Annotated in this window: 12 protein-coding genes; 8 read left to right on the top strand and 4 right to left on the bottom strand. The window is 70.2% G+C overall.

Annotated features, from left to right (window positions below; genetic code table 11):
• The first annotated feature begins 12 nt into the window (after positions 1 to 12).
• Both ABZT06_RS00320 and ABZT06_RS00315 read left to right on the top strand, forming a co-directional pair.
• Positions 13 to 1137: an ATP-grasp domain-containing protein gene (locus ABZT06_RS00320; RefSeq protein WP_355732543.1), complete on the top strand. Its 1125-nt coding sequence runs from the start codon at positions 13 to 15 to the stop codon at positions 1135 to 1137.
• Between the two features lie 139 nt (positions 1138 to 1276).
• Positions 1277 to 2953, top strand: a complete 1677-nt coding sequence (locus ABZT06_RS00315; RefSeq protein ID WP_355732540.1) for a carbohydrate binding domain-containing protein — start codon at positions 1277 to 1279, stop codon at positions 2951 to 2953.
• A gap of 49 nt (positions 2954 to 3002) precedes the next feature.
• Here ABZT06_RS00315 and ABZT06_RS00310 read toward each other — a convergent pair whose 3' ends face one another.
• The 4 genes from ABZT06_RS00310 to ABZT06_RS00295 form a co-directional block, all read right to left on the bottom strand.
• The gene (locus tag ABZT06_RS00310; RefSeq protein ID WP_355732537.1) at positions 3003 to 4253 is read right to left on the bottom strand and encodes an alpha-L-fucosidase; all 1251 of its coding nucleotides are present in this window, start codon (positions 4251 to 4253) and stop codon (positions 3003 to 3005) included.
• A gap of 3 nt (positions 4254 to 4256) precedes the next feature.
• Complete coding sequence (locus ABZT06_RS00305) at positions 4257 to 7298, bottom strand: glycoside hydrolase family 38 C-terminal domain-containing protein (RefSeq protein ID WP_355732534.1); 3042 nt, start codon at positions 7296 to 7298, stop codon at positions 4257 to 4259.
• Positions 7299 to 7374: 76 nt separating this feature from the next.
• Positions 7375 to 8712, bottom strand: a complete 1338-nt coding sequence (locus ABZT06_RS00300; protein ID WP_355732532.1) for a 6-phospho-beta-glucosidase — start codon at positions 8710 to 8712, stop codon at positions 7375 to 7377.
• A 235-nt stretch (positions 8713 to 8947) separates the two neighbouring features.
• Complete coding sequence (locus ABZT06_RS00295) at positions 8948 to 9712, bottom strand: DeoR/GlpR family DNA-binding transcription regulator (protein WP_355732529.1); 765 nt, start codon at positions 9710 to 9712, stop codon at positions 8948 to 8950.
• A gap of 128 nt (positions 9713 to 9840) precedes the next feature.
• On the opposite strand from ABZT06_RS00295, the gene ABZT06_RS00290 reads away from it, so the two are divergent.
• The 6 genes from ABZT06_RS00290 (at position 9841) to ABZT06_RS00265 (ending at position 17998) form a co-directional block, all read left to right on the top strand.
• Complete coding sequence (locus ABZT06_RS00290; protein WP_355732526.1) at positions 9841 to 10857, top strand: carbohydrate kinase family protein; 1017 nt, start codon at positions 9841 to 9843, stop codon at positions 10855 to 10857.
• Positions 10858 to 10922: 65 nt separating this feature from the next.
• Positions 10923 to 12200, top strand: coding sequence for an extracellular solute-binding protein (locus tag ABZT06_RS00285; protein ID WP_355732523.1), 1278 nt, complete (start codon positions 10923 to 10925; stop codon positions 12198 to 12200).
• A 34-nt stretch (positions 12201 to 12234) separates the two neighbouring features.
• Positions 12235 to 13209, top strand: coding sequence for a sugar ABC transporter permease (locus ABZT06_RS00280; RefSeq protein ID WP_355734036.1), 975 nt, complete (start codon positions 12235 to 12237; stop codon positions 13207 to 13209).
• Complete coding sequence (locus tag ABZT06_RS00275) at positions 13206 to 14075, top strand: carbohydrate ABC transporter permease (RefSeq protein WP_355732521.1); 870 nt, start codon at positions 13206 to 13208, stop codon at positions 14073 to 14075. The genes ABZT06_RS00280 and ABZT06_RS00275 overlap by 4 nt, the downstream gene beginning before the upstream one ends.
• 27 nt (positions 14076 to 14102) lie before the next feature.
• Positions 14103 to 15062 (top strand): alkaline phosphatase family protein, encoded by a 960-nt coding sequence (locus tag ABZT06_RS00270; RefSeq protein WP_355732518.1) that lies wholly within the window; start codon positions 14103 to 14105, stop codon positions 15060 to 15062.
• Positions 15059 to 17998 (top strand): glycoside hydrolase family 2 TIM barrel-domain containing protein, encoded by a 2940-nt coding sequence (locus tag ABZT06_RS00265; RefSeq protein ID WP_355732515.1) that lies wholly within the window; start codon positions 15059 to 15061, stop codon positions 17996 to 17998. Before ABZT06_RS00270 ends, ABZT06_RS00265 begins: the two co-directional genes overlap by 4 nt.
• Positions 17999 to 18007 lie beyond the last annotated feature (9 nt).

Here is an 18007-nt window from a genome sequence, read left to right as displayed (position 1 = left end):
AAGGCGGCCTGAATGCTTTCTCGCGTACGCGTCTGGCTCAACCGCACGTACGCGGAGAACGTGTTCTTCATGGATCAGCTGCGGCGAAATCCCATCGACAGAGCCGTCGAGATCCATGCGACGCACGGCGACCCCGACTCGCCCGTTCTCGCCGCCGCCGACACCGCCGAACTGGAGCCGGAGGGGCTGTCGCCGGCCGCCTACGTCGAGTTCGCCCTCGACCAGTGCCAGAAGCGCGGCATCGACGTGTTCGTGCCCCGGCTGCACCAGGCGGCGATCGTCGCCCACCGCGCCGACTTCACCGCGATCGGCACGGCGCTGCTCGCGCCGCCGCCGGAGGCCGTCGCCGTCTTCCACGACAAGGTGATCGCCTACGAGGCGGTCCAGGCGGTCGGTGTTCCGGTGCCGCCGTGGTGGCGGGTGCGGACCGCGGACGAGCTGGTCGCGGCGGTGGAGGAGCTGGAGGCCGACGGCCACAAGGCCTGCTTCAAGCCCGCGTCCGGTGCGGGCGGGGTGGGTTTCCGAGTCATCACGCGCGCGCCCTTCTCCCTCGCGCAGCTCAACGGGTTCCCCAGCCCGTACGTCTCGCTCGACATGGTCGTCGAGGCGCTGGAGCAGGCCGACGAGCAGGTGGACTGGCTGGTCATGCCGCGCCTGGAGCAGCCGGAGGTGTCGGTGGACACCCTCACCGGACCCGACAACCGGGTGCGGCTCGTGATCGGCCGCACGAAGAACGGACGGCGTCGCGGGTTCACCCAGCACGAGCAGTGGCTGGAGCCGGCGCGGCTGATCGCCGAGGGGTTCGGGCTGCACTATCTGTCCAACATCCAGTTCCGGATGTTCGGTGACCGGCCCGTGCTCATGGACGTGAACACGCGCCCGGCGGGCGGATTGCACCAGCTCTCGCTCTGCGGGGTCAACGTGCCATGGGCCGCCGTGCAGTTGGCGCTCGGGGAGGAGACCGGGGTGATCGACCCGCCGTTCCTGGGACAGGACTACACGGTGGTGTCGGGGCCGCGGCAGCTGCGGCCGGTGTCGGTTCCGCATCAGCGGGTCGAGGAGGTCGAGCCGTTGTTGCCGTCCGTCCCCGCGCCTGCCCCCGCGGTGGAGACCGCGGCGGAGGCCCTGCCCCTCTAGGAAGGCACCATCCCCCACCGGTATGGACCAATCTCGCCGTTCTTCTTGACACGGCTATTGGTCCATACCAACTTGGTTGCGCACCCCCTGCACCACCTCTCTGCACTCCCGAACACCCCCATATCTTCAGGGAGATCGCGTGCGCAACCCACTCAGACGTCCCAGACTTGTCGCTCTCCTCGGCTCCGCCGTACTGGCTCTCGCCGGAGCCATCGCGCTTCCCGGCACGGCCCAGGCGGCCAACGTCCTGCCCAACCCCGGCTTCGAGTCCGGCGGTCTCTCCCCCTGGACCTGCACCGGCAACCTCGGTTCGGTCGTCTCCTCCCCCGTGCACGGGGGCACCAAAGCCCTTCAGGGCGCGGTGAGTTCGAGCGACAACGCCCAGTGCAGCCAGACCGTCGCCGTCCAGCCGAACACGACCTACCGGCTCAGCGGCTGGGTGCGCGGCTCCTACGTCTACCTCGGCGTGAACGGCGGCTCCTCCACGTGGACGAGCTCCCCCTCGGCCTACAGCCAGCTCACCACGAGCTTCACCACCGGTGCCGCGCAGACCAGCGCCACCGTCTACGTCCACGGCTGGTACGCCCAGGGCACCTACTACGCCGACGACATCAGCCTCGACGGCCCCGGCGGTGGGGGTTCGGACACCCAGGCGCCGAGCGCGCCGACGGGGCTCGCCTCCACGGGCAAGACGTCGTCCAGCGTGTCACTGAAGTGGAACGCCTCGACGGACAACGTGGGCGTCACGGCCTACGACATCTACAGCGGCTCCAACAACGTCCTCGCCGTCTCGGGTACGTCCGCCACCGTCAGCGGGCTGTCGCCCAGCACGTCGTACACCTTCACCGTCAAGGCGCGCGACGCGGCCGGCAACACCTCCGGGGCCTCCAACTCCGTGAGCGTGACGACCGACGCGGGCGGCGGGGGCGGCACCGGCTTCAAGCAGGCCGCGCCCTATCTGTACGAGGGCTGGGGCGATCCGCCGAGCCCGAGCACGGTGATGAGCGCGACCGACGTCAAGTGGTTCACGATGGCGTTCGTGCTGGACTCCGGTGGCTGCAATCCCGCCTGGGACGGCAGCCGGCCGCTGACCGGCGGTGTCGACCAGACCGCCATCAACCAGATCCGTGCCGCCGGTGGTGACATCGTGCCCTCGTTCGGCGGCTGGCAGGGCAGCAAGCTCGGCGCCAACTGCTCCTCGGCGAGCGCGCTCGCGGGCGCCCTCCAGAAGGTGATCGACGCCTACTCGCTCAAGGCGATCGACATGGACATCGAGAACACCGACGAGTTCGAGAACGAGGCCGTGCAGGCGAGGATCCTGACCGCGCTGAAGACGGTCAAGGCCAACAACCCCGGCCTGAAGACCATCGTCACCTTCGGCACCTCGACGACCGGCCCGACCTACTACGGCAACCGGCTCATCGAGCAGGCGCAGTCGCTGGGCGCGAACATCGACGTCTTCACCATCATGCCGTTCGACTTCGGCGGCGGCTCCGACATGTACGGCAACACCGTGAACGCCGCGGACGGGCTGAAGGCCAAGCTGAAGTCCACCTTCGGCTGGGACGACGCCACCGCGTACTCCCACATCGGCATCTCCGGCATGAACGGTCTCTCCGACCAGCAGGAGAGCACGACCCCGGCGATCTGGACCCAGATCCGCGACTGGGCCAACTCCCGTCACATCGCCCGGCTCGCCTTCTGGTCGGTCAACCGCGACCGGCCGTGCCCGGGCGGCGGAGTCGTCAGCAACTGCTCCGGCATCAGCCAGAGCACCTGGCAGTTCACCTCGATCACGGCCGGATTCACCGGCTGAGCGAACGGGTGCCCGCCCGGCCCGGCGGCCGGCGGGCACCCGCCCGGTATCAGGACCGGCCCGCCCCCCGGTACAGCTCCACTTCTCCGTCCAGCTCGACCTTGAGCACCGTGGCGTACGGATCGAGGTCGGCCTCGGCGGGCGGGTCGATCCACACGATGCCCACGGCCTCGTGGAGTCCGCCGACCATCCGGTGGCCCAGTTCCCTGCCGGTGCCGAGGACGGTGACCCTGCGGACCGGGGTGACCAGTCCCCGCAGCCCGATCTCGGCACGCGGCGCGTCGAAGAGCACCAGGTAGAGCGTCCGGCCGTCCGCGGACAGGGTGCTGGGTCCGTAGTGGTGCCCCGCGGGCAGCCCGCGCACGGTCCCGTACACCGCCTCGGAGTGCTTGCGGATCCACTCCCCCAGCCCCTCCAGGCGCTCGACCTGGGGCTCAGGGATGGTCCCGTCCTCCCTCGGGCCGACGTCAAGGAGCAGGTTGCCGCCCCCGCCGATGGTCTCGGTGAAGTAGCGGATCAGCTGGGCGAGGGACTTGTGGTTGTGATCCTGGTGCTGGAAGCCCCACGAGTCGTTGATCGTCAGGCACAGCTCCCAGGGCCCTGCGGGCGGTTCGATGGGGGCGCCCTGTTCGGGGGTGGCGTAGTCGCCCTCGCCGAGCATGCGCGCGTTGAAGACGACGTCCGGCACGTACGACCGTATGAGCGCCGCGAGTTCGGGGATGCGCCACTGCTCCTCGCTGCGCTCCCACTCACCGTCGAACCACATCAGGTCGGGCCGGTAGCGGGAGGCGAGCTCCCGGATCTGGCCGTCCCGGTAGGCGATGAACCGTTCCCAGGCCGCCAGGTCCTCGTCCTCGGCGGCGACCTCGGAGTAGCGGTTGTCCTCCTGCTCCGGCGGGCGGCCCGGCTTGCGCGTGGAGGCGTAGTCGGGGTGGTTCCAGTCGGAGTGCGAGTAGTAGAGGCCGACCTTCAGGTCCTTCTCGCGCAGGGCCTCGGCGTAGGGGCCGAGGTAGTCCCTGCCCAGGTTGAGGTCGCCGAACTCCGTGTCCCACAGGGCCACTCCGTCATGGTGACGGCTCGTCAGCACCGCGTACTTCGCGCCCGCCCGGGCGAACAGGTCGGCCCAGGCGCGCGGGTCGTACTTCGCCCCCGTGAAGCGCTCCAGCTGGGACATGTACCGGTCGTGCGGCACGATGTCGTCGTAGAACGACCAGGACTCCTGGACGCCGTCCACGGCGTAGATGCCCCAGTGGATGAAGATCCCCAACTTGGCGTCGGTGAACCAGGGTTGCATCGGCACGGGTCAGCCCCTCCGCAGCCGGAGCGTCAGCACCTGGAAGGGGCGCAGCGAGACCGGCACGCCCCCCTCCTCGACGGCGGCGTCCTCCAGCGGGCGCTCCAGCAGGTCGGTCACCTGGGCGCCGGCCAGCGGGAAACCGGTGCGCAGCACACCGCTCGCGCGGCCGCCGCCCGACTCGTAGAGACGGACCACGACGTCTCCGGAGCCGTCGTCGGCGAGCTTGACCGCCTCGACGGTCACGCCCTGGCCGTCGACCGAGACGACCGGCTCGGGGGCACCGGCCGCGTCCGCAACCCGGAGCGGGAGGTTGAGGGAGTAGCCCTCGGCGACGGTGTCCTCGATGCTCGCGCCGGGCAGCAGCGAGTAGGTGAAGCGGTGCCGGCCCTGGTCGGCCTCCGGGTCCGGGATGCGCGGGGCGCGGACCAGGCTGAGCCGGACCGTGGTCGTCGTACCGCCGTCCTCACGGACCGTACGGGAGACGTCATGGCCGTAGGTGGAGTCGTTCAGGACGGCGACGCCGTAGCCCGGTTCGCCGACGTGCACCCAGCGGTGGCCCGAGACCTCGAAGCGGGCCGCCTCCCAGCTGGTGTTGGTGTGCGTGGGCCGCTGGACGTGGCCGAACTGGATCTCCGCGGAGGAGTGCGCGGCCCGGACGTCCACCGGGAAGGCGGCCTTGAGGATCTTCTCGGCCTCGTGCCAGTCGATGTCGGTCTCGAAGTCGATGCGGGCGCTGCCGGCGCGCAGGGTGATGGTCTGGGTGATCGTCGAGCCCTTGCCGAAGGACCGTGTCACGCGGATCGCGCCCAGCAGCGGGTCCTCGGAGACGACCTCGACCGAGGTGGGCTCCAGGAGGTCCGTGTACCGGTTGTTGTAGTGCTTGTCGATGTCCCAGGCGTCCCAGTAGTTGGGGAGGTCGGTGTGCAGGCGGAGCAGGTTGCCCTTGTCGCCCAGCACCTCCCGGTCACAGCGCAGATCCCGGACGGACGACAGCGTGCCGTCCTCCGCCACCTCCACGCGCACCAGGCCGTTGTCGAGGACCCGGCCCTCGGTCTTCACGGACCGGGCGGGCTCCGTGACGGTCAGCGGCGCGGAGCCGTTCGCGGGCACCTCGACGTACGCCGGCGCCCCCTCGGGGGTGCGGACCACCTCGGCCCGGTCGAACGGGCTGGTGTTGAAGACCCGGGTGCCACCGGCCCCCAGCGCGGCCACCGCCTCCGCGGTCAGCACCTCCAACTCCTCGGCGACACGGGCGTATTCGGCCTCCGCCTCGCGATGCACCCAGGCGATCGAGGAGCCCGGCAGGATGTCGTGGAACTGGTGCAGCAGGACCGTCTTCCACAGCCGGTCCAGCTTGTCGTACGGGTAGGAGTAGCCCGGCGCGTGCAGTGCGGCGGTCGTCGCCCACAGCTCGGCCTCACGCAGCTTGTGCTCGGAGCGGCGGTTGCCCTGCTTGGTGCGGGCCTGGGAGGTGTAGGTGGCGCGGTGCAGCTCCAGGTAGAGCTCGCCGACCCAGACCGGGGCGTCCGGGTACTCCTCGCGGGCCTGGGCGAAGAAGTCGTCCGGGTGCTCGACGACGACCTTGGGCGAGCCCTCCAGGTCGGCCAGGCGTCGGGCCCGCTCCATGATCTCGCGGGTGGGGCCGCCCCCGCCGTCGCCCCAGCCGAAGGGGGCCAGCGAGCGCTGCCCGCCGCCCTTCTCCGAGTAGTTGCGGACCGCGCGGTCCATCTCCTCGCCGCTGAAGCGGGCGTTGTAGGTGTCGACGGGCGGAAAGTGCGTGAAGATGCGGGTGCCGTCGATGCCCTCCCACCAGAAGGTGTGGTGGGGGAACTTGTTGGTCTGGTTCCAGGAGATCTTCTGGGTGAGGAACCAGTCGTTGCCCGCGAGCTTGGCGAGCTGCGGGTAGGCGGCGGTGTAGCCGAAGGAGTCCGGCAGCCAGACGCCCTTGGTCTCGATGCCGAAGTGCTCGATGAAGAACCGCTTGCCGTGGACGAGCTGGCGGGCGATGGCCTCGCCGCCGGGCAGGTTGCCGTCGGCCTCGACCCACATGCCGCCGACCGGGGCCCACTGGCCCTTCTTCACCGATTCCTGGATGCGGGCCCACACGTGCGGGTAGTTGTCGCGCACCCACTCGTACTGCTGGGCCTGGGAGCAGGCGAAGATGAAGTCGTCGTACTCGTCGGCGAGCGCGGTGACGTTGGAGAAGGTGCGGGACGTCTTGCGCTTGGTCTCGCGGATGGGCCACAGCCACGCGGAGTCGATGTGCGCGTGGCCGACACCGGAGATGGTGTGCGCGCTCGCGTGGGCCGGCTTGGCCAGCACCGGCGCGAGGACCTCGCGGACGGCCGCGGCGCTGCCGGAGACGTCGTCCAGGTCGAGGGCGTCCATGGCCCGGTCCAGAGCATGCAGGATCTCGTGGCGGCGCGGCTCGTGCTCGGCGAGGTGCACCATGAGCTCGCGCAGCACCTGGAGGTCCAGGTCGAGGTGGAAGACCTCCTCGTCGAGGACGGCGAGGTCGGCGCGCTGGAAGGTGTAGAGGGGCGCGGAGCCGGCCGTGAGCTTGTCGCCCATCGGCGTGACCTTGGAGAAGTTGTCCTTGAGGATGTCCGGGTTGGAGGCGGCCTCGACCAGGTAGTCGATCTGCTCGCCGCCGGTCGCCGGGTTGGCGATGGGGACGTACTGGTTGAGCGGGTTCACGGCCTTCAGGGGACGGCCGTCGGCCAGGTGGACCAGGGCCTCGGCCTGGTTTCCGGGCCAGTCGCCGACGAAGCCGAGGTCGATGACGGCCTCGACGCGCTTACCGGCCCACTCGGCGGGCACCTGGCCGCGCATCCGGAACCAGGTGGTGCCCCAGGGCGGCCCCCACGGGGTGTCCATCGCGAAGGGCGTGTAGCGGGCGGCCGCGGCCTCCTCGAAGGAGACCGGCTCGCCCGGCGCCTGCCAGGCCTCGACCTCGAAGGGGACGGTGGCCGCGTAGACCGCGGGCTTGATGCGCTGGTCGTGGGCGCGCTGGACGCGCTCCTCGATGCGGCGGCGTTCGTCGTGCATGAAAGGTCTCCAGGGAGGGAGAGGGCGAGCTGGTGAGGCCGTGAAGCGAGGGGAAAGCGCTTTCCGATAAGGGACGCTACTTAAGGTACGCGAGCCCCGGGTGCACCGAGGTGTAGCCCTCGACCAGCTTGCGGGCGACGTTGACGGAGTCGACCAGCGGGTGCAGCGCGAAGGCCTTCACCGCGGTCGTGCGCGAGGCGGACTCGGCGGCGGCCAGCACCTCCCGCTCCACCGCCTTGACCGAGCAGACCAGGCCGGTGGCGTGGTCGGGCAGCGGCGCGACGGAGACGGGGTGAGCGCCGTTGGCGTCGACGAGGCAGGGCACCTCGATGACGGCGTCGTGGTCGAGCACGGCGAGCGTGCCCTGGTTGCGGACGTTGAGGATGAGGGTGGTGCGCTCGTCACGGGCGATGGCCCGCATCAGGGCGAGGGCGACCTTCTCGTAGCCGCCGGAGAGGTCGTCGGCGTCGCGCTCGCCCGCTCCGGCCGTCTCCCGGTTCTCGGACATGTAGGTGGCCTCGCGCTCGGCGCGGGTGCGGTCCCAGACGTCCAGCGCCTTCGCGCCGGGGGCGCCGACCTCGTCGTAGAACCGCGCCTGCTGGTCGGCGAGGAAGGCGCCGCGGGTCTTCTCGGCCTGCTGGTAGGCGCGGACGGCCTCGCGGTTGAAGTAGTAGTAGTGCAGGTATTCGTTGGGGATCGCGCCGAGCGACTGGAGCCAGTCGGTGCCGAAGAGCTTGCCCTCCTCGAAGGAGCCGAGCAGGTCGGGGTCGGCGAGCAGGCGGGGCAGCTCGTCCCGGCCGGCGATCTTCAGGCCGCGGACCCAGCCGAGGTGGTTCAGGCCGACGTAGTCGATCCACGCCTCGTTGGGGTTGGCGCCGAGCACGCGCGCGATACGGCGGCCGAGGCCGACCGGGGAGTCGCAGATGCCGATGACCCGGTCGCCGAGGTGGCGGGACATGGCCTCGGTGACCAGTCCTGCCGGGTTGGTGAAGTTGATGACCCAGGCGTCGGGGGCGAGGCGGGCCACGCGCCGGGCGATGTCCACGGCCACCGGCACGGTCCGCAGTCCGTAGGCGATGCCGCCCGCGCCGACCGTCTCCTGGCCCAGGACACCTTCCGCGAGGGCCACCCGCTCGTCCTCGGCCCGGCCCTCCAGGCCGCCGACGCGGATCGCGGAGAAGATGAAGTCGGCGCCGCGCAGGGCCTCGTCGAGGTCGGTCGTGGCGCTCACCCGTGGGGCGTCCTCGACCCGGGCGGCCTGCTCGGCGAGGACCCGGGTCACCGCGGAGAGCCGGCCGGCGTCCAGGTCGTGGAGCACGACCTCGGTGACCCTGCCCTCGCCGCGGTCGCCCAGGAGGGCGCCGTACACGAGCGGCACGCGGAACCCGCCGCCGCCCAGAATCGTCAGCTTCACCGGCTACCTCCCTCGCAGGAGCGCTGTCCGACCGGCCGGGAGACCTCTACCCGCATGAGCGGATGAGCTCCGTGAAGTGCGTTGCGAGAACCAAGCACGCGCTGTCCCCTTGCATTTGCTCCCAGAACCCGGGCTGGTTTCGACCCGGCTGGTGATGATCGCGTCAGACTCGATCGCCTACTGAGCGATCGAGCGGTATGAGCCAGGAATCTCCTTCGATTCCGAGGGAGGGGGTTCAATCTTGCACCTTTCCTGCCTCGACCACCTCGACGCCCGCCTCCTCCAGGGAGGCTCGGGTCACCGGGTCGGCCGGAGCGTTCGTGACCACCACGTCCAGGTCCTCGGGACCACAGACCCTCGCCATGCCCGTACCCGGGAACTTGGCGGCGTCGGCGAGCAGGACGACCTTGTCGCCGGCCTTGATCATGGCTCGCTTCACCGGCACCTCGACGACCGTCGTGTCCATCACCTGCCCACCGGGGCGCACTCCACTGGTGCCGAGGAAGAGCCAGTCGGCGTGCAGCTGGCGCAGGTTGTCCTCGGTGAGGAAGCCGACCAGGCTGCGGTACTCACGGCGGAGCATGCCGCCGAGCAGCACCAGCTCGATGCCCTCGTCGTCGGCGAGCTCCTCGTAGACCACCAGGTTGCTGGTGATCACGGTGAGGCGGCGGCCGTGCAGCTGGCGGGCCAGCCGGTAGGCGGTGGTGCCGATGTCCAGCAGCACCGACTGACCGTCGGCGACCATGGCGGCGGCGCGCTCGGCTATGGCGTCCTTCTCGGACACGCGCACCTCGGCGACCTCGGCGAAGGGCTGGTCGCCCTCCTCCACGACGGCGCCGCCGTGCACGCGCGTGAGCATGCCGTCCTCCTCGAGCCTGACCAGGTCGCGCCTGATCGTGGCGGGGCTCACACCCAGCTGCTCGGAGAGATCGGTCACGGATGCGGGGCCACCGGAGCGCAGGGCCCGCAGGATGAGTTGGTGTCGTCGTTCTGCCAGCACGGCGTGAACACTACTCGTCATCTTCAATCAAATCCATGCTCAGTTCTGCTCGGGTATTGACCAATCTCGCGGATCAGCGCACGATTCCGGTCATCGAAATTGACGAGTTTTGACGAGAGGCTCTTCGCGTGGACGACGACAGGCCCGACGTGCTCCTGACCGGGCTGCTCTTCTACGACCTCGTCCTCACCGGCCTCGGGAAGCCGCCGACGCCCGGCGAGGAGATCTGGACGGCCGGCATGGGCTGCGGCCCCGGCGGCATCGCCAACCTGGCGGTCGCCGCGTCCCGCTTCGGTCTGCGCACCTGGCTGGCCACCGCCTTCGGCGACGACTTCTACGGCGAGTACTGCCGGGACGTGCTGTGCGACCAGGAGGACATCGACCTCTCGCTCTCCCGCACCGCGGACGGCTGGCCCACCCCGGTCACCGTCTCACTGGCCGCCGGCCACGACCGGGCCCTCGTCACCCACGGCCAGGAACCCCCGTACTCCCAGGACACGCTGATGGGCGACCCGCCCGAGGCGCGCACGGCCCTCGTCCACCTGGAGGCCGAGCCGCGCGCCTGGCTCGCCAAGGCCGCCGCGAACGGCACCCACATCTACGCGGACGTCGGCTGGGATCCCACCCAGGAGTGGTCGAAGGACCTCCTGGACCAGCTGGCCCTGTGCCACGCCTTCCTCCCGAACGAGACCGAGGCGATGGCCTACACCCGGACCGACAGCGCGATCGCGGCGCTCGGCACGCTCTCCGAGCTGGTACCGGTCGCCGTCGTCACCCGCGGCGGGGACGGCGCGGTCGCCGTCGACCAGGTCACCGGCGAGTACGCGGAGGTCCCGGCCCTCCAGGTCGACGTCCTGGACGCGACGGGCGCCGGTGACGTCTTCGGCGCTTCGTTCGTCGCCGCCTCCCTGGGCGGCTGGCCCCTGGAGGAACGGCTGCGGTTCGCCGTCCTCGCGGCCGGACTGTCCGTCCAGCACCACGGCGGCGCCCTCGCGGCCCCCGGCTGGTACGGCGTCGACCGCTGGTGGCGCGCCCTGACCGACCCCGACCTGCGCAAGACATATGGCTTCCTGGCCGACCGCCTGCCGGCGGACGTCGGCCCGCCGGTGCGCCACGCCCCGGTCACCCCGCCCCGGCAGCACTGACCCTCACAACGCCCCCACAGTCCAACGCCCCTCAGCACCACGAACAGGAACAACAGGAGTGACCCGTGGACCTTTCTCGTAGAGGCTTCCTCCAGGCCGCCGCGCTCACCGCGGCCGCCTCCGGACTGACCGTCGCCTGCGGCGGCGGCTCGGGCTCGAGCGGCACCAAGAACGGCAAGAACCTCACCCTGTGGTACTGGGGCGGCGCGCTCAGCGACAAGGTGGTCGCGGAGGCGAAGACCCACTTCAGCAGCCAGATCAAGCTGACCTCGGCGTCCATCGGCGGCGACTTCAAGCAGAAGCTCACCACCACCCTCGCGGCGGGCACCTCCGTCCCCGACATCACCGGCATCAAGGGCGAGGACATCGCGTCCTTCCTGCCCAACGCCAACCGCTTCCTCGACCTGAACGACCTCGGCTTCAAGAAGCTGTCGTCGCAGTACCTGGACTGGAAGACCAAGCTCGCCCAGACCGAGGACGGCAAGCAGGTCGGCTTCCCGATCGACATCGGCCCCACCGCGATGTTCTACCGCGAGGACTTCTTCGCCAAGGCCGGGGTGGACACCGACCCCGCCAAGGTCGCCGCGCTGGTCAAGACGTGGGAGGACTACTTCCAGCTCGGCACCGAGCTGCAGAAGAAGAACCCCGGCACCTACCTGGTCAACAACCTCGGCTCCATGTTCGACATGACCGTCGGCCAGGGCACCCAGCGGTTCATCGACAAGGACAACCACTTCATCGGCGACCAGGACCACATCCGCGCCGCGTGGACCACGTCGGTGCGTCCCTACACCCTCGGCCTCGACGCCAAGATCAACGACAACACCTGGAACGCCGCCGTCGGCAAGACCCTCCTCACCGAGCTCGGCGCGGCCTGGCACGCGCTGGACATCGAGCAGGCCGCCCCCCAGACCAAGGGCAAGTGGCGGGTGTGCCCGATGCCCGTCGGACCGGCCAACCAGGGCGGTTCCTACCTGGCCCTGCCCAAGCAGTGCCGCAACCCCGAAGAGGCGTTCAAGATCATCAGCTGGATCCTCAGCCCCGCCAACGACGCCCGCGGCTTCACCGACGCCGCCATCTTCCCCGCCGCCCCGGCCGCCTACACGATGCCGGCCATGACGGGCCCGGACGCCTTCTTCGGCGGACAGAAGATCATCGAGGTCTTCGGTCCTGCCGCCAAGGCTGTTCCGCTCGCCTACGAGGCCCCGGCCGACGCCGCTGTCATGGCCCCCTACAAGACGGAACTGACCAACATCGAGGCCAAGGGCAAGAAGCCCGACGACGCCTGGAAGGACGCGGTCAGCCAGGCCAAGCAGATCGCCCGGCGGCAGGGGGTGAGCTGAGGTGACGTCACCTCCGGTGACCGGTCCCGCCGCGGTGTCCGAGCACCGCGGCGGGCCGGGCCCGGCCCGGTTCCGCCCGCGGCGCGCCGCGCCCGCGGGTGCCGCTCGGCCCAAGAGGCGCGGTCCGCTGTCGTACTGGCGGCAGTACCTGGCGATCTCGCCGTTCTACCTGATCTTCGCCGCGTTCTCCTTCTTCCCCGTCTTCTACTCGCTGTACCTGGCCTTCCAGCGCTGGGACGGCATGGGCACCATGCAGTTCGTGGGCCTGCAGCAGTTCCGGTTCCTGTGGGACGACCCGGTCTTCTGGCTGTCGATCCGCAACACCCTGGTGATCTGGGTGCTGTCCACCGTGCCGACCCTCTTCGGCGCCCTGACGCTCGCGACGCTGCTGCACTCGGTGCGCCGCTTCAAGGGCTTCTACCGCATCGCGCTGTACGTGCCGAACGTGACCTCGATCGTCGCCGTGGCGATCTTCTTCGGCGCGGTGTTCAGCAACAACTTCGGTCTGGTCAACGCGATCCTGGGCGTGGTCGGCATCTCGCCCATTCCGTGGCTGAGCAACCCGTGGCTGATCAAGGTGGTCATCTCGCTGCTGATGACCTGGCAGTGGACCGGCTACAACATGATCATCTATCTGGCCGGCCTGCAGGCGATCCCGAACTCGATCTACGAGGCGGCGAAGATGGACGGTGCGGGGCCCATCCGCACGTTCTTCCAGATCACCATCCCGATCATGCGGCCGATCATCCTGTTCACGGTCATCATCTCGACGATCAACGGCCTGCAGAGCTTCAGCGAGCCCCAGGTCCTGTTCGCCAGCAACGCCGCCAACGCCAACCTCGGCGGCCCGGGCCAGGCGGGTCTGACGACCTTGCTGTACTTCTACCAGTCGGCCTTCCTCAACAACGACTACGGCTACGGCGCGGCCATCGTGTGGGCCTTCTTCGTACTGATCATCATCCTCGTCGCCGTCAACTGGCGCATCACCACACGGGGGAGGAAGCCATGACGGCAGTGGACACCGCACGGCCGGCCACGGGAGGCAGGCGGCTGCGCCGCCCCAAGGGCCTCACCGCGCACATCATCCTCGTCGTGGCCGTCCTGGTCTCGGTCTTCCCGTTCGCGTGGACGATCATCATGGCGACCAACACCACGCAGGACATCTACAAGAGCCCGCCGAAGTTCACGTTCGGCTCCCATCTGCTGGAGAACATCCGGCACGTGCTGAACACCATCGATTTCTTCGGGTCGATGCTCAACACGGTGCTGGTCGCGACCGTCACCACCGCCCTGGTGCTGTTCATCGACTCGCTGGCGGCCTTCACCTTCGCCAAGTTCGACTTCCCCGGGCGCAAGCTGCTCTTCGGCACGCTGCTGCTGTTCATGATGCTGCCGCTGCAGCTGGCGATCCTGCCGCAGTTCATCCTCATGGCGAAGATCGGCTGGGTCGGGATGCTCAAGGCGCTCGCCCTGCCGTCCCTCGCCAACGCCTTCGGCATCTTCTGGCTGCACCAGTACATCCAGAACGGCGTGCCCGACGAACTCCTCGACGCCGCGCGCATCGACGGCGCCGGGTTCTTCCGCCAGTACTGGAACATCGCGCTGCCGATGATCAGGCCCGCGCTGTCGTTCCTCGCCATCTACGCCTTCGTCAACTGCTGGAACGACTACATCTGGCCGCTCGTCGTGCTCACCGACCCGGGCCACGTGACCCTCCAGGTGGAGCTCGCCCAGCTCAACGTCGGCCACACCACCGACTACAGCATGGTCATGGCCGGTGTCCTGATGGCGGCGCTCCCGCTGGTCATCGTGTTCAGCATCTTCGCCCGCGGGTTCATCGCGGGCGCCACCGAGGGAGCGGTACAGGGCTCCTGACCCGGTGCCGTGAGAAAGGGGTGGGCGGTGACGTACGACATCGGCGGACGCGGCAGGGTGCTCGTCGTGGGCATGGACGGGCTGCGGTACGACCTGCTGACCCGGTCGCCGGCCACAGCACCCGTCCTGCACGGCCTGATGGCCGCGGGCGCCCACGGCACCAGCCTGCTGCCCTACGGCGAGGTGGACGGCCTGGCCCCGGACGGGCCGTCCACCAGCATGGCCTACACCGACTCCGGGCCCGGCTGGTCGAGCGTGCTGACCGGGGTGTGGCCCGACCGGCACGGAGTGCGTGGCAACGACTTCGCCGGGGCCGACTACGGCCGCTACCCCGACTTCCTGACCCGGGCCGTCACCGCCCGGCGCCGGCTGCGCACCGCAGCGGTGGCGTCCTGGCCGGAGCTGATCCGGCGCGGCACCCTCGGCCCCGCCATCGGCCGCCGGGTGCGCTACGACGGCGAGTCGGAGGGCTACGGCACCGCGGACCGCCTCGTCGCCCGCACCGCCCAGCGCTGGCTCACCGAGGACGATCCCGACGCCGTGTTCGTGTACTTCGGCGCCACCGACGAGGCCGCCCACGCCATGGGCCCGCACAGCCTCGCCTACGACCGGGCCCTGCTCACCCAGGACACCCACCTCGGGTGGCTGCTGGCGGCCGTCGACGCCCGGCGCTCCGACCCCGCCCGCGCGCGGGAGCGCTGGACCGTGCTGGTCACCACGGACCACGGCCACCTCGACACCGGCGGCCACGGTGGCGACACCCGCGCCGAGCGCGAGGTGTTCGTCGTCCTGGCCGAGCCCGGCATGCCCGGCGGCACCCGGCTCGACACACCGCGCCTCATCGACATCGCTCCCACCGTCCTGGACCGGCTCGGCGTCCCCGTCGACCCGGCCTGGGGCCTGCAGGGCCGGGTCCTGCACGGCCACGGACACTCCTGCCACACCCCGGCTCAACCCACTCCACCTCCGACCCCGGAACGGTCATGACCGACGCACCCCGCCCCATCGATCCCCTCATCGCCCTGCGGCCCTGGGAGGCACCCGAGGTGACCTCCTGGGGGCGGCTGCCCATGAACGCCGTCGACCGGCGCTCCGGAGCACTCCCCCTGGACGGCGACTGGAGTTTCCAGCTGCTGCCAGCTCCGGACGCGCCGGTCGGCGGTCCCTGGTCGTCGGCCCACGTCCCCGGCGTCTGGACGATGCAGGACACGGACGACCTGCCGCGGTACCTCAACGTCCGCATGCCGTTCTCGGAGTTCCCGCCACACTCGCCTTCGGTGAATCCCACGGGCGTGTACGAGCGTGAGGTGGACGTCCCCGCCGAGTGGGCCGGACGCCGGATCGTCCTCCAGGTCGGCGCCGCCGAAAGCGTCCTGCTCGTCCATGTCGACGGGCGGCCCGTCGGGATCTCCAAGGACTCTCACCTGGCGGCCGAGTTCGACCTGACGGGACTGGTCCGCGCCGGAGACCGGGCCGTCGTACGGCTGACCGTCGTCAAGTGGTCGGACGCCTCGCACATCGAGGACCAGGACCAGTGGTGGCACGGCGGGATCACCCGGTCGGTACTGCTGTACGCGACGGATCCGCTGCATCTGTCCGATGTGACCGTGCGGGCCTCCTTCGACGGCTCGCTGCGGGTCGACTGCCGGGTGCGGCACGCGGGCGGTGCGCTGCCCGAGGGCTGGTACGTCAGTGGGGAGCTGGACGGTCTCGCGTTGGCGCAGGACGCGGAGTTCGACCGGTTCAACCGGGAGGACGACCGGGTCTCCGACTTCCTCGGCGAGGCACGACTGCGGACCGTCGTCGAGGACGTCCGCACCTGGAACGCCGAGACGCCCGAGCTGTACTCGCTGACCCTCCGGCTGCACCGCGCGGACGGTACGGTCACCGACACCTCACGGCACCGGATCGGATTCCGGGACGTCGAGATCGCCGGCCGGGACCTGCTGGTCAACGGGGAGCGGGTGTTCATCCGGGGCGTGAACCGGCACGACTTCCATCCGCTGACCGGGCGGACGGTGTCGTACGACGACATGCGCGCGGATCTGGTCACGCTGAAGCGGTTCGGATTCAACGCGATCCGCACCTCCCACTACCCGAACGACCCCACGCTGTACGAACTCGCCGACGAGCTCGGCTTCTACGTGGTCGACGAGGCGGACATCGAGTCGCACGACCACGCCCACGAGATCGCCGACGACCCGCGCCATCTGAACGCCTTCGTGGACCGGGTCTCGCGGATGGTGCGCCGGGACAAGAACCACCCCTCGGTCATCGTCTGGTCGCTGGGCAACGAGTCCGACTACGGGGCGAACCACGACGCGGCCGCCGGATGGGTGCGCCGGCACGATCCGACGCGGCCGGTCCAGTACGAGGGGGCCGCGAAGCTCGACTGGGCGGCGAGCGGCGACGCCTCCGACATCGCCTGCCCCATGTACGCCTCGCTGGAGGAGTGTGTGGAGCACGCGCTCTCCGGGCGGCAGACCAAACCGTTGATCTGGTGCGAGTACTCGCACGCCATGGGCAACAGCAACGGCACCCTCGCGGACCATTGGGCGGCCATCGAGTCAACGCCGGGTCTTCAGGGCGGGTTCATCTGGGAGTTCTGGGACCACGGCATCCTGCAGCGTGTGAACGACGGCAGACCGGTCGGGCGTGGGGGCGCCGGGCTCTATGACAACGGTGTCGCCGCGCCCGGCCACCGCTGGGCGTACGGCGGCGACTTCGGCGAGACGATCCATGACGGCGCCTTCATCGCGGACGGCGTGGTCTTCCCCGACCGCACACCCAAACCGGTGATGTACGAGCACCGGGAGATCGCGGCGCCGGTGCGCATCGAGTGCTTCCGGCACGAGGGCATCGTGCTCGGCAACCACCAGCACTTCCGCGGCCTGGCCTGGCTGGCCGGCGAGTGGGAGCTGTCGCTGGCCGACGGCCGCACCCTGACCGCGCCCGCCGTCCTGCCCGATCTGCGGCCCGGCGAGACGGCGGCCGTGCCGCTGCCGTTCGAGCTGCCCGAGGACGGCGGCGAGGCGTGGCTGACGCTGCGGGTGACGACCGCGGGGGACGAACCGTGGGCGCCGCGCGGCACGGTGGTGTGTGTGCCGCAGGTCAGGCTGCGGGAGGCGGTGCCGCAGGCTCCCGCACCCGTGCGGAATCGTTCCGTCAAGGTCGACGACGACGGACTCCTGGTCCACCCGCTGCTCACCTCGGCCCCCACGCTCTCCCTGTGGCGGGCCCCCACCGACAACGACGAACTGGGCGGCATGGCGCCGCGCTGGCGTGACTGGGGCCTCGACGCCCTGGTGCGCAAGGTCGCGCACATCCGGCAGACCTCCGGACGGGTCACCGTCCGTGCCGAGTACGCCTGTGAAGCCGGCGTCGTCCGCCATGTGCAGGTCCTCACCGCCGTCGAGGGCGGGATCCTCGTCGAGGAGTCGGCGGAGCTGCCGGAGGAGCTCCACGACGTGGCACGAGTGGGCTCCGTGTTCGAGACCGTCGCCGGGCTCGACCTGATGGAGTGGTACGGACAGGGCCCCTGGGAGTCGTATCCAGACCGCGGCTTCGGGGCGCCGGTCGGTCATCACTCGGTGCCGGTGGACGAGTTGTTCACCCCCTATCTGCGCCCGCAGGAGAGCGGCGGCCGGCACGGTGTACGGCACTTCACGCTCTCCGCGCCGGACGCCACCGGCCTCACCGTCGTCCTGGACGAACCCCGCCAGGTCGGCGTGACCCGCTACCGCGCCGCGGACCTCACCGAGGCGGCACACCACGACGAGCTCGTCCCGCGGGCGGGCTGCGTGGTGCACATCGACGCGGCCCACCGCGGCCTCGGCACCGCCTCGTGCGGCCCCGACACCTTCGCCTCCTACCTCGTCGCGCCGGGCGTCCACCGCTGGAGCTGGACCCTGCGCGCGCTCTGAATCCCCTCT

It is taken from the genome of Streptomyces sp. NPDC005483 (assembly GCF_040606035.1).
Lineage (GTDB): Bacteria > Actinomycetota > Actinomycetes > Streptomycetales > Streptomycetaceae > Streptomyces.
This window is presented reverse-complemented; position numbering and strand designations above follow the sequence as displayed.